The organism is Streptomyces thermolilacinus SPC6 (assembly GCF_000478605.2).
Classification (GTDB): Bacteria; Actinomycetota; Actinomycetes; order Streptomycetales; family Streptomycetaceae; genus Streptomyces; species Streptomyces thermolilacinus.
The window spans coordinates 982,462-999,087 of record NZ_ASHX02000001.1; the positions used below are offsets into that span (position 1 = coordinate 982,462).

The following is a 16,626-nucleotide window of genomic DNA, read 5'->3' on the forward strand; positions in this document are numbered from 1 at the left end:
GACCGGTGATGGCCGGTGGAGCGAGGAGCCTCACCCTATCAACAGATGTCCCTTATGGCCCTATATGTTCAGATGCGAGAAATCAGGGCTTCGCGTCTTCGGGTCGTCCTCGGGCCTTCTTGAGCCGCCCCCTCAGACCTTCTTGAGTTCGGCCGCGCCGAAGGACACGTTGAACCGGTCGCACCAGACGCTGACGCTCGTGTACTTGGAGAGGTCGGTCCCGGCGGGCAGCGCGTAGTTCTGGTCGCCCTTGTTGCCCTTGAGCTTGCCGAGGCTGACGTAGGCGCCGTCGTCGAAGACCTTCCAGCCGTCCCTGCCGTCGATGACCGGGGCGTCGGTCAGCCAGACGTGCAGGTCGGGGCCGTTGTCCGTGTCGAGGCCCTCGATCCGCAGGACCTGCGAGCCGTCCGGCAGCGTCAGCACGCGCACCTTGCCGCTGGTGGGGTGCTCGTGGCTGATCATCTCGCCGGTCGCGACGGTCCTGGGGCCCGCGTCGGCGGACGGCGACGGCGGCGCGGCCGGGGTGCCGGGCGCTCCGGAGGGCGCGGGCGGGGCGGCGGGCGCCGACGCCGTCACCTCGGGGAGGGCGTCCCGTACGGTGTCGTCGGTCCACAGCTTCCACGGCTGGAACCAGTACAGCCCGAAACCGACCGCCGCAACGGCGGCCACCAGCGCGCCGATCACCACCGGCTTCGTCGCCATCCGTCTCATGCCCGCCATCGCCACCATCTCCTCGAAGAGTCTTCCGGTACGCCCCCATTGAACGCGCGGGTGGCCGCGCGAGTTCGCCGAACGGATCACGAAATCCTCACGTCCGATTCGTACAAGACCGGTGCGGGCGGCGGCTCGTACGGTGCGGGGCATGACCGTGACACCTCGTTTCGACGCCATCGGCCTGGTCGTCTCCGACATGGCCGCCTCCCTCGCCTTCTACCGCCGTCTCGGCCTGGACGTCCCGCCGGAGGCCGACTCGGCCCCGCACGCGGAGGCCGTGCTGCCGGGTGGGCTGCGACTGATGTGGGACACGGAGGAGGCGGTACGCGCGTTCGACCCCGGCCCGGCCGAGGCGCCCGGCACCGGCGGGACGGCGCTCGCGTTCCGCTGCGACGGCCCTGCCGGGGTGGACGCGCTGTACGAGGAGCTGGTGGCGGCCGGGTACCGGGGCCATCTGCCGCCGTGGGACGCCCCGTGGGGCCAGCGTTACGCGGTGGTCCTCGACCCGGACGGACGGGGTGTGGACCTGTTCGCCGACGCCGCGCGGCCCGCCGGGTAGTCCGCCCGCCGGTCCGCCCGCCGGTCCTGCGGGGTGCCCGGCGGACGCTCCGCCAGGTGCTCCGCCGCGTACGCCGTCAGGGTGCGGTCCGTCAGGGCGCGTGTGTCGCGGGCCAGGTGGGCCTGGTCGGTGTAGCCCGCGACGGCGGCGGCCTCCGCGTACGGGGTCCCGGCGCGGACCAGGGCCAGGGCCCGCTGGAGGCGGAGGATACGGGCGAGGGTCTTCGGCCCGTACCCGAAGGCGTCCAGGGAGCGCCGGTGCAGCTGACGCGCGCCGAGGCCCACCGCCTCGGCCGTGGCGGCGACGCTCCACCCGGCGTCGAGCCGCGCGGCGACGGCGCGGAGCAGCGGGTCGGGGCGCGGCGCCTCGGCCGCCAGGCACAGGACCGCCTCCTCCAGCGCCGTGGCCGCGCCGTCCGTGGCGGCGCCCGCGCGGTCCGTGGCGGCGGCGACGCGGGCGGCCAGGCGGCGGGCGCAGGCGGCGGGCCACAACTCGGCCGGCTCCACCCGCCGGTCGCGCAGCTCGTACGCCGGTACGCCGAGCAGCGCGGGCGCGTCGCCGGGTGCGAACCGGACGCCCGCCCAGGCCGCGTCCGGGTTCTCGGAGACGTACGCGCGCGTGTCGGGGCCCGCGACGAGGAGGCGGCCCTCGGACCACAGCAGGTCCATGCACCCGTCGGGCAGTACGGGCCGGTGACCGCCGCCCGGGCGGGGCCCGGCGGGGGTCAGCCTCCAGACGACCGCGCCGTCCAGCCGGGACGGCCGCTCCCGGTAGCGGGAGGTCAGCGCGGCCCCCCGTGGCCGTGCCGCCGGGTGCGCCCCTCCCCGGCGGGCCCCTCGTCCCCGGCCGGCCGATCCTCCGGGGGTGGGGACTTGAGGGGCTTGTCCGGGGTGGGCGCGTTCGTGGCCGGGCGCTCCTTCGGCTGCCGGTCCTTCTCGGGCTTCTCCCACTGGAGGCGGGCCCGTACGTCGTCCGGCGGCAGGAACCGCGACCAGCGTTCCGGGAACTCCGACGGCATGTCGGGGTCGCCGCCGCCCTGGGTGCGGGCCACCAGGGCGGCGGCCTCGGCGGCGCGTACCCGCTCGGTCTCCGCGCGGGCGGCGGCCGTGGCGACGGACGGCCACACCCGGTCGATGGCGGCGTTGACGGCTGCGCCCACGAGCACAGCGAACGCGGAGATGCCGATCCACAGCAGTACCGCGATGGGCGCCGCGAGGGAGCCGTAGATGGTGGGGCCCTCGACCGTCTGCGTCAGATAGATCCGCAGGGCGAAGCTGCCCAGGAACCACATGGCGAGCGCCACCAGCGCGCCCGGCACGTCCTCGATCCACGGCGACCTGACCGGTACGGACACGTGGTACAGGGTCGTCAGGAACGCCACCGACAGCAGGATGACGACCGGCCAGTACAGGACGGTCACGACTTCCGTGCCGAACGGCACCACCTCGACCACCCGGTCCGGGCCGACCACGGCCAGCGGCAGCACCACCGCGCCGATCACCAGGGCGACCACGTACAGCAGGAAGGCGAGCAGCCGCGTCGCGACGATGCCCCGGTGACCGTCGAGGCCGTACATGACGGTGATCGTGTCGATGAAGACGTTCACCGCGCGCGACCCCGACCACAGGGCGATGGCGAAACCGATGGAGATGACGTCGGGCCTGCCGCCCCGTGTGACGTCCTCCAGCAGCGGCCGGGCGATCTCGTTGACGCCCCGGTCGGAGAGGACCGTGCCGACGGCGGCGAGGATGTTCTTCTCGATGGACGCGACGGTCGTCGTGTTCGTCCAGTCGTCGATGTAGCCGAGCAGGCCGATCAGGCCGAGCATCAGCGGCGGCAGGGACAGCAGCGTGAAGAACGCCGCCTCGGCGGCCAGGCCGAGGATGCGGTACTCGATGCAGGAGTTGACCGTGTCCTTCAGGAGGAGCCACGCCAGCTTCCGCTTCGACACGTTGCGGTAGAGGACCCTCGCGCGGTGGAGCCGGCCCGGGGACGCCTCGGGGGTCGCGCCCTGTCCTGCGGAGCCAGGGGTTCCGGCGGGGCCGCTGGCCGACTCGGGTGTTTCCTTTGCTGCCTGCACCTCCTTACCGTATCCGCATGGCAGCCACCACCCACACCGTGACCAACCAGCCTCCGCCCCTGGTCGGGTACGACGTGTTCAGCGCGGACCGGGCCCTGACGGAGGCGGTGGAACGACACCTTCCACCCGACCTGCGCGAGGAGGCCGTCAAGGAGCTGTCGTCCCTGGGCACCACCGCCGGGTCGGCGCAGGCGCAGTCCTGGGGCGCCCTGGCCAACGAGTTCCCGCCCCGGCTGCGCACCCACGACCGGTACGGCAACCGCGTCGACGAGGTCGAGTTCCACCCCGCCTGGCACCGGCTCCTCGGCCACGCCGTCACCTCCGGGCTGACCGCCGCCTGGGGCCGACCCGGCGGGCATGTGCGGCGCGCCGCCGGGTTCCTCGTGTGGTCGCAGACGGAGGCCGGGCACGGCTGCCCCGTCTCGATGACCCACGCGGCCGTACCGGCCCTGCGCACCGATCCGGAGCTCGCCGCCGAGTGGGAGCCCCGGCTGACGTCGAAGGTGTACGAGGGCGAGCAGCTGATGCCGCCCGGGCAGAAGGCCGGCGCCCTCTTCGGGATGGGCATGACGGAGAAGCAGGGCGGCAGCGACGTCCGCGCCAACACGACGGCAGCGAAGCCACTGGACGGCGCGGGCGAATACCTGCTGACGGGTCACAAGTGGTTCTGCTCGGCGCCCATGTCGGACGGGTTCCTGGTGCTGGCGCAGGCGCCCGGCGGGCTCACCTGCTTCCTGGTGCCGAGGGTCCTGGACGACGGCACCCGCAACGTGTTCCGCATCCAGCGGCTGAAGGACAAGCTCGGCAACCGGTCCAACGCGTCCGCCGAGGTCGAGTTCGACGGGACGTGGGCGCGGCGGGTCGGCGAGGAGGGGCGGGGGGTGCGCACCATCATCGAGATGGTCGCCGCGACCCGCCTGGACTGCGTGCTCGGCTCGGCCGCCCTGATGCGGCAGGCCGTCGCGCAGGCCGTGCACCACACGGCGTACCGGAGCGCGTTCGGCGGCCCGCTGATCGACAAGCCGCTGATGCGCAACGTCCTGGCCGATCTGGCGCTGGAGTCGGAGGCGGCGACGGTCCTCGGGATGCGGCTCGCGGCGGCGTACGACGCGGTCGAGTCGGGCCGCCCGGCGGCGGGCGGCGGCAGCGCGGAGTCAGAGCGGGCGCTGCTGCGCCTGGCGGTGCCGGCCGCGAAGTACTGGGTGACGAAGCGGTGCACGCCGACAGTGGCGGAGGCCCTGGAGTGCCTGGGCGGCAACGGGTACGTGGAGGAGTCGGGCATGCCCCGGCTGCTGCGCGAGTCGCCGCTCAACTCGATCTGGGAGGGCTCCGGAAACGTCCAGGCGCTGGACGTGCTGAGGGCGTTGCAGCGGGAGCCGGGCGCGCTCGACGCGTTCCTGCGGGAGGTCGGGCAGGCGCGCGGCGCGGACCACCGGCTGGACGCGGCCATCAAGGGCCTGCTGACGGAGCTGGCCGACCTGGACGGCGCCGAGGCGCGGGCCCGGCGCCTGGTGGAGCGGATGGCGCTGGTGCTCCAGGGGTCGCTGCTGGTGCGGTGGGCGCCGCCGGAGGTCGCGGACGCCTTCTGCGCGTCCCGGCTTGGCGGCGACTGGGGGTCGGCGTTCGGGACGCTGCCGCACACCCTGGACCTGCGCGCGATCGTGGACCGGGCCAGGCCGTAGGCGGTACGAGGCGTGACGGTACGGCGGCACGCCGACGGGCGCGGGAGGCCGGGTGGCGTCCCGCGCCCGGGGCGACGCGGGCGGGATGGTGCTGCGCCGACACGGCACCATCCCGTCGCGTACCGGCGGACCGGTACACGTCCACTCTCGTACGGGCAGGGGCGCCGCGCGAGGGTTGCAGGGGGTTGCAGCGGTGGCGCGTTCTGTGCGGCCCGGCGCCGGACGGACGCAGGGGCGGGGGATGATGGGGGCGGTTGGGGAACGGGGAGGGCTGGCCCGGTGCGGAACGCCACGATCGACATGACCCGGCTCGCCGCGATGGACCCGCGTGAGGCGACGCTGCTGCTCAAGGGCATCCGGGACGCCGCACTGCGGGGCGGCAGGGCGCCGCTCGCGCCGCGCGCCGACATAGGGGCGTCGTGGCAGCGGATGCTCCGCGAGGGCGTCGATCCGGAGCGCGACCGCCGTTCGGGGCTGCTGTCGTCCGCCGACCTGGAGGCGCGGCGCGCCGCCTCGCCCCTCGCCGACCTGTTGCCGGTGCTCCGCGAGGGCCTGATCTCCGTGCCGGGCGCGGAATTTGACGCGGTACGGCACATCATGGTCGTCGCGGACGCGGACGGGCGGGTGCTGTGGCGCGAGGGCCACTCGTCGGTGCTGCGGATGGCGGACGGGCACGGCTTCCAGCCGGGCGCCGACTGGCGGGAGTCGACGGTCGGCACCAACGGCGTGGGGACGGCGCTGGTGACGCGCCGCCCGGTGCAGGTCCACTCGGCGGAGCACTTCGTCTCCACGCACCACACGTGGACGTGCGCGGGCGCCCCCATCACGGACCCGCGCGACGGGCGGCTGATGGGCGTGGTGGACGTGAGCGGCCCGGTGACGACGATGCACCCGGCGACGCTGCTGCTGGTCGGTTCGGTGGCGCGGCTCGCCGAAGCGGAGCTGCGCAACCGGCACCTCGCGGCGCTCGCCCGGCTGCGGGCGGTCGCCGCGCCACTGCTGTGCCGGGTGGGCGGCCGGGCGCTGGCGGTGGACGGGCACGGCTGGACGGCCGCGGTGACGGGGCTCGCGCCGGTGGACCGGGTGCCGCTGCCCGCGTCGGTGCGGGCGGGCCGGGTGTGGCTGCCGACGCTGGGCGAGTGCGCCGTGGAGCCGCTGCCGGGCGGCTGGCTCGTACGGCCCCTGGACGCCTCCGGCACGGACGTCGTGGCCGGGGGCGCGGCGGCCCGGCTGGTGCTGGACGTGAGCAGGCCGCGGGAGTGGACGGTGCGCGTGTCGGGCGCGGTCGGCCGCTGGGAGCGGGAACTGAGCCCGCGCCACGCGGAGCTGCTGTACGTGCTGGCCGTGCGCCGGGACGGCCGTACGGCGGCGGAGCTGGCCGCGGACGTGTTCGGCGACCGTACGAGGACGGTGACCGTGCGGGCGGAGATGTCGCGGATACGGCGCACCCTGGGCGGCGTGCTGGCCCACCGCCCGTACCGCTTCCGCGACGAGGTGGAGGTGGAGCTGCTCACCCCGCGGGACGCGGCGGACCTGCTCCCCCACTCGACGGCCCCGGCGGTCCTGGAGGCCAGGCGCGGGGCGGGTGGCGCGGGCTGAGCCGTCGGACCGGTGGCCCGGCGGGCGGGGCGCCCCGGCTCTGGAGGCGCCCCGGGGTTCGACCGGGTGGGTCAGCCGGCGGCGGGCCACTCCAGGGGCTTCTTGTAGAAGCCGCGCGTGACCTCGACCGCGGCGGCCTTCTCGCCCTCGGGGACGAGGAAGGCCTTGCAGATCTCCTGCGACTGGCCGGGCGAGAGCTTCTTGTCGGTCTCCGGCGCCGGGCAGTCCGGCCACTTCGCCTCGCCCAGGATGACGATGAGCGCGCGGGTGCGGGTGCCCTTGTCGGTCCGGACGACCAGGTCGTCGTCCATGTCGCCGACCTCCATCGGCGTACCGCTCTTGTGCGTGACCTTCGTCCAGACGTAGACCGGGATCTTCGGCCCGTCCTTGTCGTCCTTCTTCAGACCGGAGGCGTCCATGTCGGCCTTGGTGCCGGTCGTGACCCGGGTCGGGGTGAGCGTGTACGTGGCGCCCTCGGACGCCTTCATGTCGCTCTCGATCGCCGGGCTCTCCTCGCCCAGCCGGTACGTCGTCTTCTCCTCACCCGAGCCGGACTCGCCACCGGAGCCGGAGCCCGAGTCGGATTCGGACGACGAACTGCCGCCGCCCTTACGGTCGCTCCTGGACGAGCCGTCCTGGCATCCGGCCAGCGTCAGGACGAGCGCCAGGGCGCCCGCCGCGGCGGCTCCACGTGTCCACGCGGACATAGGTGTTCCTCGCTTTCCCCGTTGCACCGACCAGGACGGCGTACACCGCACGGCCGGTTCCGTACGGCGCGAGATCCTGTCAGACGCGGCTCACCGGGGTGGGGGCGGGTGCGGCCCGGGTCCGGTTCGCGGGGGTTCGCGCATGCGCACGCGGCCCTGCCGCGCGGGGCGGCTCCTTAAGCTGGACGCCTTGTCGGCGCTGGGGCGGGGAGGGCGGGCGCGATGCGGGAACGGGTCACGCGGAACGTGGCGGGCGACGTGACGGGCGCGGTCGTCCAGGCGGACCGGATCGGCCAGGTGAACATCCATCACTCGCCGCCGGCGCCCCCGGCCCCGCACGCCGACGAGGACCCGTGGGTCGCCCGCGTACACGACTCGGCGGTGTGGCGGCGCGTACCGGAGACCCGGGACGCGGCGAGGTACCGGGACGCGGCCGGAGCCGTGGCCGCCGCGCTGGCGGGGCTGCGGGACGAGGCGGAGGCACGGCTCGGGGACGACCCGTGGCGCGACCCGCACGCGCCGGATCGGTTCGCGGAGCGGCTGGAGTGGCTGCTGGGCGAACCGGGCGAGGGCGCCGGGCTCGACCTGTACCCGGCGGAGGCCGCGCTGTTCACGCTGGTCCCGCTGCTGGCGCGGGTGCACGACCTGCGGCTGGCCGCCGGCCGGCTGCACGTCGAGCCGTGGCGGCTGGGCCCGGCCCCGCTCGGCCCGGCCGATGACGTCGCGTCGCCGGAGCGTCCGGCGTTCGAGGCGTACGCGGAAGGGAACGGCGTGCTGGTCCAGCGGGCGTCGCTGCGGCCCGACGCGGCGGCGCCCCTCGGGTGGTGGCTGTACCACCGCTGGCTGATCCGGCACGAGGCGTACGCGGCGCCGGAGACGGTACGGGAGCTGCTGGACGCGGTCGGGGAGGCGGGCGGGGCGGCGCTCGGCCGGGTGCTGACGGCGCGCCGGGTGAGCCGCCTGCTCCACGGGCTGCGGCGGGGCCCGGACGTGTGCAACCCGGAGTTCCTCGACGCCCTCGCCGCCGACGAGACGGTGGGCGTGCAGCGGGTGCGGGACCGGCGGCTGGTCCTGCTCTGCGCCCTCGCGTACGCGCTGAGCCCCGGCACGACGAGCCTGCCGGACGTGGTGGCCGAGCACGTGGGCATCCCGCACGCCGTGGACCTGGACGCGCTGCGCACGACGCTGGAGGAGTGCGAGTGGGGCGGCACGCCGGAGCTGCCGGTGCTGCGGGCCGCGTGCTCCCACGAGGCGGTGGTGGAGGGCCTGCGGGAGGCGGTGGGCCGCATGGACGAGGTGCTGGACGCGGTGACCCGTACGGCACGGGAGCGGGTGGCGCAGCCGATGCCGCGCCTGCCGGTACGGCTGTCCGCCGACGGGGTGGTCCCGGTGGAGGGCGCGTTCACCGGGTGGGCGCGGTTCCGGCTGGACGAGCGGCGGGTGCGGGACCTGCTGATGGGCGTTCAGCTGTACAAGGACCGGGACCTGGCCGTCCGGGAGCTGTACCAGAACGCCCTGGACGCCTGCCGGTACCGCAGGGCCCGCACGGAGTACCTGGACCGCACGCACCCGGCGGCGACGTACACGTACGAGGGCTCCATCGTCTTCGAGCAGGGCGTGGACGAGGACGGCCGTGCGTACGTGGACTGCCGCGACAACGGCATCGGCATGGGCGAGGCGGAACTGCGCGGCGTCTTCGCTCACGCGGGCGCTCGGTTCGCGGAGCAGCCGGAGTTCCGCGAGGAGCACGCGGAGTGGGCCCGCCTGGACCCGCCGGTCGAGCTGTACCCGAACAGCCGTTTCGGCATCGGCGTGCTCAGCTACTTCATGCTCGCCGACGAACTGTGCGTCACCACCTGCCGCATGGGCCGCGACGGCATGCCGGGCCCGGTGCTTGAGGCGTCGATCTTCGGGCCTGGGCATCTGTTCCGGATCGTGAGCACCAGGGAGCGGGGTGATCAGCCGGGGACGACGGTCCGGCTGTACCTGCGGGATGTCGATGCTCAGTGGTCCTGCCCGGAGGTGCTGGGGAGGCTGCTGGGGGTCGCGGAGTTCCCGACGGTGGCGCGGTACGGGACGGAGGTGGTGAGGTGGGAGCCGGGGGTGCTGCGGGAGGGGCGCGGGCCGCGCCGATTCGCCCACATCGCACGAGGTGCCTCGGAGGCGTGGCCGGATGCCCCGCCAGGCGCCCAGGTGTTCTGGTGCGCGGACGGTGGAGGGCTGCTCGTCGACGGACTGGTGGTGCAACCGGACACGCGCGGGGGCGTGTTCTCGCAGCAGGGGACGGCGCTCGTCGGCGCGGTGGTGAACCTGTCCGGACCGTTCGCCCCGGAGCGGTTGTCGGCGGACCGGGCCTTGATCCTGGACGATGTGCGCGACACCGTCAGGGACTTGCTGGCGGGAGCGGTCGACCACCTCCTGAAGGGGCGGCTCCTCCACTTCAGCTGGCTGTCCAAGGTGACCAAGGCGAGCGAGGCGCTGGCGGACCTCGTCGTGGAGCGCTGCATCGCGGTGGGCCGGGAGATCCCCGGCGGTCCCCCCGCCGGGACCGCCCGGACGGGTTTTCTCCCCGACGACGTCCAGCTCCTCTTCCCTGACCTCCGGGCTGCCTCCGCGTGGCAAAAGACCAGCGACGCCAAGCAGGTGCCCGATCATCTCCTCCTCTGGCGGCTGATCGCGCACCGGTCCGAGCCGGCCTGGGGAGAGCTGCTGCGGGTCTGCCCGGACCTGGCCGCCGCCGGGGAGGTGGCGCCCGCCCTGCCGTCCGACGGCAGCATCCTGCAGATCGACGGATTCGGCGATGCCCTCAAAACCAAGCAGCTTGAGGGTATCGCCGCCGAACTGGGCCGGTCCCCGCGCGCGGTCGCCCTGCGCGCCGCCGCCCTCGGCCTGTACGGCGGGCCCTGCGACGAGTGGCCCGACCACCGTCCCGTGAGGAGGCAACCCGGCAGGATGCCGCTCAGGGGCCGCCACCGCAGACGCGTCACCCCGAGCCTTCTCATCCGGACCGCCCTTGAGGAGGGACAGTCGCCGGACGCGCTGGCGTCCCGGTGGCGCGGGGCCGGGATCGACGTGCCGGACGTGATCCTGACCACGGCGCGTGCAGGTGCGGCGGACGACGTCCTGGGCCCCTACCTGCGTGCCGCACCGCACGCGTGGTTCGAGCCCGGCGCGCAGGTCCCGCCCGGGCTGCTGGTCGCCCTCTCTTTCGAACTCGACCGGCCTTTGTCCGATCTGTGCCCTCGGCTGCGGGCCTGCGGGATCTCCGCTGACCCGTCCGTGCTTCCGGACCCGCCCTTGAACGGGCTCGCGCAGGCCCTGAGCGAGTGGATGGGCGGCATGGCCCCGTGGCTGGACCCCGGGAAGCCGGTCCCGCCCTCCCACGTACTGCTGGCCGCCCAGGAACTGGGGGTCACGCCGCGGGAAGCCGCCGCATGGTTCGAACAGCTGGGCTTCCATCCGCCACGGACCCTCCCGGACGAGACGGTGTCCCACGATCTGGACATCCTGACGCCGCCGGACGATTCAGGGCCCCTGCGTCCCCCTCCCCTGCGACCGGGGGAGCCGGTCCCATATACGCACCTTCTGGCGGTCGCCGCGCGCGAGGGACTCGACCCGGCGGCGGTCGCCTCCCGCATGAGGGCGTACGGCCTGTCGGCCCCCGAGCTGAACCCCGCGCCGTTGTCGGGCCTGGACGGCATGCTGCTCGCGCCGACGGGTCCGCTGGACTGGCGGGGCCTGCCGTCGAACACACCCGTCCCGTTCGCCCGGATCGTGGCGGCCGCCGGCCGGCTGCTGGTCCCACCGGCGCGGATCGCGGCCCGGCTGGCGGAGCACGGCATCGCCAGCTCGTGCGCCGATCTGCCCGAGGGGCTGTCGTACGAGCGTGCGTCCCTGCTCGTCGCGAGAAGCCTGCCGCCCGCCAGCCAGCCCTACCGCCTGCAGGGGCTGCTCGAACAGGCCCGCGCCCTCGGCGAGCCCGTCGACCGCGTCCACCGCTGGCTGGTCGCCCTCGGCGTCGACGTCGTGGACCCGGCCGAGGCCGTCCGCGCCGCCCTCCCCCTCATCCCCCGCGCCCAGGCGCCCGCCCCCGGCCGGCAGTGATGATCACACTGGCCAGAATCCGACACCCCGTGGTTCCCTGGCCCGCATGAGCAGCATCGACGTCACCACCTGGTACCTGGAGCAGACCTCCCCCGACGACCTGCGGCCCGCCGCCGCGCCCGAGGGGGACGACGTGCGGATCGTCCGGGCCGAGGTGCCGTCACCCGAGTTCAGCCGGTTCCTGTACTGCGCCGTGGGCGGCGACGTGTCGTGGGTGGACCGGCTGGGACTGTCGTACGCGCAGTGGCGGGAGATCCTGGAGCGGCCGGGCGTCGAGACGTGGGTGGCGTACGAGAAGGGGACACCGGCCGGTTTCATCGAGCTGGACCCGCAGGACGAGGGCGTCGTGGAGATCATGTACTTCGGGCTGATCCCGGCGTTCCGGGGGCGGCGCATCGGCGGGCACCTGCTGTCGTACGGCACCGCCCGCGCCTGGGACCTGGCCGACCGGTGGCCGGGCCGTGCGCGCACCAAGCGGGTCCGGCTGAACACCTGCTCCCTCGACGGTGAGCACGCCCTCGCCAACTACCAGCGGCGCGGCTTCCGCCTGTACGACACGCGTGTCGCGGCCAAGCCGGCCGTCGGGACGCCGGGGCCCTGGCCGGGCGCGTTCGCCTGAGCCACCCGCGCGAAGGACGGCCCGGCGAAAGTGACCGGCGCCACACTTGTCCACCATGTGGGACACTTTCGTCCGCGATATGGACGAAGGTGGACTGAGTCCAAACTCCCGTGACACGCTTCCGTCATGTCTCGAGCTGGAATTGCCTTGGTGAGTCGGCGGCACGTCGACCTCGGCCGCATGTCCAGCGCCATGTGTCCGGCGAGCTGAGCGAACCCAGCACCCGCCGCGATCCCCCTTTCTGAACCCACCGCGCAATGTCGCGCAGGAGCTCACTCCTGCGCGACATTGCGCAGGTCAGAGCCGCCCTCCTGCAGTCCCGAAGGACGTATAGCCATGGCCGCCACCCCGGAAAAGCCCGCACCCGCCACGCCCCGCCGCAAGCCGGGGCGCCACCGTGGCGAGGGCCAGTGGGCCAGGGGCCACTTCACGCCCCTCAACGGCAATGAGCAGTTCAAGAAGGACGATGACGGTCTCAATGTGCGGACACGTATTGAGACGATCTACTCGAAGGCCGGATTCGACTCCATCGACCCCAACGACCTGCGCGGGCGCATGCGCTGGTGGGGTCTCTACACCCAGCGCCGCCCCGGGATCGACGGCGGCAAGACGGCCGTCCTGGAGCCGGAGGAGCTGGACGACGAGTTCTTCATGCTGCGGGTCCGCATCGACGGCGGCCGTCTGACGACCCGCCAGCTGCGGGTCATCGGTGAGATCTCCCAGGAGTTCGCCCGGGGCACCGCCGACATCACGGACCGGCAGAACATCCAGTACCACTGGATCCGCATCGAGGACGTGCCCGAGATCTGGCGCCGCCTGGAAGAGGTCGGCCTGTCCACGACGGAGGCGTGCGGGGACACCCCGCGCGTCATCATCGGCTCCCCCGTGGCCGGGATCGCCGAGGACGAGATCGTGGACGGCACGCCCGCCGTCGAGGAGATCCACCGCCGGATCATCGGCAACAAGGACTTCTCCAACCTGCCGCGCAAGTTCAAGTCCGCGATCTCGGGCTCGCCGCTGCTCGACGTGGCGCACGAGATCAACGACGTGGCGTTCGTGGGCGTGGAGCACCCGGAGCACGGGCCCGGCTTCGACCTGTGGGTGGGCGGCGGCCTGTCCACCAACCCGAAGATCGGTGTCCGGCTCGGCGCCTGGGTCCCGCTGGACGAGGTCCCGGACGTGTTCACCGGCGTCATCTCCATCTTCCGCGACTACGGCTACCGGCGGCTGCGCAACCGCGCCCGGCTGAAGTTCCTCGTCGCCGACTGGGGCGCCGAGAAGTTCCGCCAGGTCCTGGAGGACGAGTACCTGAAGCGCGAGCTGGTCGACGGCCCCGCCCCCGCGCAGCCCGTTCAGCAGTGGCGCGACCACGTGGGCGTCCACCGCCAGAAGGACGGCCGCTTCTACGTGGGCTTCGCCCCGCGCGTCGGCCGCGTGGACGGCGCCACCCTCACCAAGATCGCCGAGGTGGCGGAGGCGCACGGCTCCGGCCGGGTCCGCACCACCGTCGAGCAGAAGATGATCGTCCTCGACGTCGAGGAGGCGCAGGTCCCCTCGCTGGTCGCGGCACTGGAGTCGCTGGACCTGCGGGTGAACCCGTCGCCGTTCCGGCGCGGCACCATGGCGTGCACCGGCATCGAGTTCTGCAAGCTGGCCATCGTCGAAACGAAGGCGCGCGGCTCCTCCCTGATCGACGAGCTGGAGCGCCGCCTGCCCGACTTCGACGAGCCGATCACCATCAACCTCAACGGCTGCCCCAACGCCTGCGCCCGTATCCAGGTGGCGGACATCGGTCTCAAGGGGCAGCTGGTCCTGGACGACGAGGGCCGCCAGGTCGAGGGCTACCAGGTCCACCTGGGCGGCGCGCTCGGCCTGGAGGCGGGCTTCGGCCGCAAGGTGCGCGGTCTGAAGGTGACCTCCGCCGAGCTGCCCGACTACATCGAGCGCGTCCTCGCCCGCTACCAGGCGGAGCGCGAGGACGGCGAGCGCTTCGCCACCTGGGCCGCGCGCGCCGACGAGGAGGCTCTGTCGTGACTGTGGCGAGTGAGCCGAAGGGGCGCGCCTCCGTCGAAAGGGAGGCCGCGCGCAGGACGCGAGGAACGAGCGGCCGAGCACGACCGACCGTCGATGGAGGCTTGAGCGCCCCGGAGGCGAACCGAGCCCTCGAAGAAGGGGAGGCTCTGTCGTGAGTGAGCGTGCCGCCCCGTTCTACTGCCCGTACTGCGGTGACGAGGACCTGCGCCCGGCCGAGCAGGGGCACGGGGCCTGGGAGTGCGGGGCCTGCAATCGAGCCTTCCAGCTGAAGTTCCTGGGCCTGCTGGCCCGGGGCCTCCAGCGCCATGACAGCGGAGGGGACCCGACATGACCGTCACGGAGACCGACGACGAGCTCAAGGCGCTCGCCGAGCGCGCCGGCCGGGAGCTGGAGGACGCCCCGGCGCTCGACATCCTGAAGTGGGCCGCCGACACGTTCGGCGACCGCTTCTGCGTCACGTCCTCCATGGAGGACGCCGTCGTCGCGCACCTCGCGTCGCGCGTCTTCCCCGGCGTGGACGTGGTGTTCCTCGACACCGGCTACCACTTCCCCGAGACGATCGGCACGCGCGACGCGGTCGCCGCCGTGATGGACGTCAACGTCATCACGCTGACGCCGCGCCAGACCGTCGCCGAGCAGGACGCCGAGTACGGGCCGAGGCTGCACGACCGGAACCCGGACCTGTGCTGCGCGCTGCGCAAGGTCAAGCCGCTCGAGGAGGGCCTGACGAAGTACGCGGCGTGGGCGACCGGGCTGCGCCGCGACGAGTCCCCGACCCGGGCGAACACCCCCGTCGTCGGCTGGGACGCGCGGCGCCGGAAGGTGAAGGTGTCGCCGATCGCCCGGTGGACGCAGGACGACGTGGACGCGTACGTCGCCGAGCACGGCGTCCTCACCAACCCGCTGCTGATGGACGGTTACGCCTCCGTCGGCTGCGCCCCCTGCACGCGCCGCGTGCTGGAGGGCGAGGACGCGCGCGCCGGCCGCTGGGCGGGCCGCGCCAAGACGGAGTGCGGGCTGCACGCATGACGAACGACCACTCTTCTTTGGAGAAGCACGTGACTGGGGCCACCATCTGGCTCACCGGTCTGCCGAGCGCCGGCAAGACCACCATCGCGTACGAGCTCGCGGCCCGGCTGCGCGCCGAGGGCCACCGCGTGGAGGTGCTCGACGGCGACGAGATCCGCGAGTTCCTGTCGGCGGGCCTCGGCTTCAGCCGCGAGGACCGGCACACGAACGTGCAGCGCATCGGCTTCGTCGCCGAGCTGCTCGCGTCGAACGGCGTGAAGGTCCTCGTGCCGGTCATCGCCCCGTACGCCGACAGCCGCGAGGCCGTCCGCAAGCGGCACCAGCAGGAGGGCACCGCGTACCTGGAGGTGCATGTGGCCACGCCGGTCGAGGTGTGCTCCGTACGCGATGTGAAGGGGCTGTACGCCAAGCAGGCGGCGGGTGAGATCAGCGGCCTGACCGGGGTCGACGACCCGTACGAGGAGCCGGAGAGCCCGGACCTGCGGATCGAGTCCCACCAGCAGACGGTGGCCGAGTCCGCGCAGGCGCTGCACGCGCTGCTGACCGAGAGGGGCCTGGCGTGACCACGACGATCAAGGCGGTGGAGGAGCAGCAGGACAGCCCGTTCGCGCTGTCGCACCTCGACGCGCTGGAGTCCGAGGCCGTCCACATCTTCCGCGAGGTGGCGGGCGAGTTCGAGCGGCCGGTGATCCTGTTCTCCGGCGGCAAGGACTCCATCGTGATGCTGCATCTGGCACTGAAGGCGTTCGCGCCCGCGCCGGTGCCGTTCACGCTGCTCCACGTGGACACGGGGCACAACTTCCCCGAGGTCATCGAGTACCGCGACCGGACGGTGGCCCGGCACAACCTGCGGCTGCACGTGGCGTCCGTCCAGGACTACATCGACCGGGGCGTCCTCAGGGAGCGCCCGGACGGCACCCGCAACCCGCTCCAGACCGTGCCGCTGACGGAGGCCATCCAGCAGCACCGGTTCGACGCGGTGTTCGGCGGCGGGCGGCGCGACGAGGAGAAGGCCCGCGCCAAGGAGCGGGTGTTCTCGCTGCGCGACGAGTTCTCCCAGTGGGACCCGCGCCGCCAGCGGCCCGAGCTGTGGCAGCTGTACAACGGGCGGCACGCGCCGGGCGAGCACGTGCGGGTGTTCCCGCTGTCGAACTGGACCGAGCTGGACGTGTGGCAGTACATCGCCCGCGAGGGTATCGAGCTGCCCGAGATCTACTTCGCGCACGAGCGTGAGGTGTTCGCCCGCAACGGCATGTGGCTCACGGCCGGTGAGTGGGGCGGGCCCAAGGAGGGCGAGACCGTCGAGAAGCGGCTCATCCGCTACCGCACGGTCGGTGACATGTCCTGCACCGGTGCCGTCGACTCCGACGCCACCACGCTCGACGCCGTGATCGCCGAGATCGCCGCGTCCCGGCTGACCGAGCGGGGCGCCACCCGCGCCGACGACAAGCTGTCCGAGGCCGCGATGGAAGACCGCAAGCGCGAAGGGTACTTCTAGA

15 protein-coding genes are annotated in these 16,626 nt (G+C 73.4%); 11 read left to right on the forward strand and 4 right to left on the reverse strand.

Annotated features, from left to right (window positions below; translation table 11 throughout):
• Positions 1 to 132: 132 nt before the first annotated feature.
• The gene (locus J116_RS04270) at positions 133 to 720 is read right to left on the reverse strand and encodes a DM13 domain-containing protein (protein ID WP_028964668.1); all 588 of its coding nucleotides are present in this window, start codon (positions 718 to 720) and stop codon (positions 133 to 135) included.
• A 148-nt stretch (positions 721 to 868) separates the two neighbouring features.
• Here J116_RS04270 and J116_RS04275 point away from each other — a divergent pair, with 148 nt between their 5' ends.
• Positions 869 to 1,273, forward strand: coding sequence for a VOC family protein (locus J116_RS04275; protein WP_028964667.1), 405 nt, complete (start codon positions 869 to 871; stop codon positions 1,271 to 1,273).
• Here the strand turns inward: J116_RS04275 and J116_RS04280 are convergent.
• Both J116_RS04280 and J116_RS04285 read right to left on the reverse strand, forming a co-directional pair.
• Positions 1,201 to 2,058: a helix-turn-helix domain-containing protein gene (locus J116_RS04280; protein ID WP_079147857.1), complete on the reverse strand. Its 858-nt coding sequence runs from the start codon at positions 2,056 to 2,058 to the stop codon at positions 1,201 to 1,203. The two genes, J116_RS04275 and J116_RS04280, sit on opposite strands and share 73 nt — an antisense overlap.
• Positions 2,055 to 3,224 carry a YihY/virulence factor BrkB family protein gene (locus J116_RS04285; RefSeq protein WP_023590585.1) on the reverse strand — a complete coding sequence of 390 codons (1,170 nt, stop codon included), beginning with the start codon at positions 3,222 to 3,224 and terminating at the stop codon, positions 2,055 to 2,057. The genes J116_RS04280 and J116_RS04285 overlap by 4 nt, the downstream gene beginning before the upstream one ends.
• Positions 3,225 to 3,370: 146 nt before the next feature.
• Here J116_RS04285 and J116_RS04290 point away from each other — a divergent pair, with 146 nt between their 5' ends.
• Both J116_RS04290 and J116_RS04295 read left to right on the forward strand, forming a co-directional pair.
• Complete coding sequence (locus tag J116_RS04290; protein WP_023590584.1) at positions 3,371 to 5,035, forward strand: acyl-CoA dehydrogenase family protein; 1,665 nt, start codon at positions 3,371 to 3,373, stop codon at positions 5,033 to 5,035.
• A 279-nt stretch (positions 5,036 to 5,314) separates the two neighbouring features.
• Positions 5,315 to 6,634, forward strand: a complete 1,320-nt coding sequence (locus J116_RS04295; protein ID WP_023590583.1) for a helix-turn-helix domain-containing protein — start codon at positions 5,315 to 5,317, stop codon at positions 6,632 to 6,634.
• A 71-nt stretch (positions 6,635 to 6,705) separates the two neighbouring features.
• On the opposite strand, the gene J116_RS04300 is transcribed toward J116_RS04295, so the two are convergent.
• Positions 6,706 to 7,341: a hypothetical protein gene (locus tag J116_RS04300; protein WP_023590582.1), complete on the reverse strand. Its 636-nt coding sequence runs from the start codon at positions 7,339 to 7,341 to the stop codon at positions 6,706 to 6,708.
• A 222-nt stretch (positions 7,342 to 7,563) separates the two neighbouring features.
• Between J116_RS04300 and J116_RS04305 the strand changes: the two genes are divergently transcribed.
• The 8 genes from J116_RS04305 (at position 7,564) to cysD (ending at position 16,625) form a co-directional block, all read left to right on the forward strand.
• Positions 7,564 to 11,445 (forward strand): wHTH domain-containing protein, encoded by a 3,882-nt coding sequence (locus J116_RS04305; RefSeq protein WP_023590581.1) that lies wholly within the window; start codon positions 7,564 to 7,566, stop codon positions 11,443 to 11,445.
• 46 nt (positions 11,446 to 11,491) lie between these two features.
• The gene (locus J116_RS04310) at positions 11,492 to 12,064 is read left to right on the forward strand and encodes a GNAT family N-acetyltransferase (RefSeq protein ID WP_023590580.1); all 573 of its coding nucleotides are present in this window, start codon (positions 11,492 to 11,494) and stop codon (positions 12,062 to 12,064) included.
• Positions 12,065 to 12,190: 126 nt separating this feature from the next.
• Entirely contained in the window at positions 12,191 to 12,274 is an 84-nt protein-coding gene (locus tag J116_RS31350) for a putative leader peptide (protein ID WP_023590579.1), read from the forward strand.
• 126 nt (positions 12,275 to 12,400) lie between these two features.
• Complete coding sequence (locus J116_RS04315; RefSeq protein ID WP_023590578.1) at positions 12,401 to 14,098, forward strand: nitrite/sulfite reductase; 1,698 nt, start codon at positions 12,401 to 12,403, stop codon at positions 14,096 to 14,098.
• Between the two features lie 151 nt (positions 14,099 to 14,249).
• Complete coding sequence (locus tag J116_RS04320; RefSeq protein ID WP_023590577.1) at positions 14,250 to 14,429, forward strand: hypothetical protein; 180 nt, start codon at positions 14,250 to 14,252, stop codon at positions 14,427 to 14,429.
• Complete coding sequence (locus J116_RS04325) at positions 14,426 to 15,127, forward strand: phosphoadenylyl-sulfate reductase (RefSeq protein WP_023590576.1); 702 nt, start codon at positions 14,426 to 14,428, stop codon at positions 15,125 to 15,127. Before J116_RS04320 ends, J116_RS04325 begins: the two co-directional genes overlap by 4 nt.
• Complete coding sequence (gene cysC, locus J116_RS04330) at positions 15,124 to 15,690, forward strand: adenylyl-sulfate kinase (RefSeq protein WP_051203971.1); 567 nt, start codon at positions 15,124 to 15,126, stop codon at positions 15,688 to 15,690. The genes J116_RS04325 and cysC overlap by 4 nt, the downstream gene beginning before the upstream one ends.
• Positions 15,687 to 16,625: a sulfate adenylyltransferase subunit CysD gene (cysD, locus tag J116_RS04335; RefSeq protein ID WP_023590574.1), complete on the forward strand. Its 939-nt coding sequence runs from the start codon at positions 15,687 to 15,689 to the stop codon at positions 16,623 to 16,625. Before cysC ends, cysD begins: the two co-directional genes overlap by 4 nt.
• Position 16,626 lies beyond the last annotated feature (1 nt).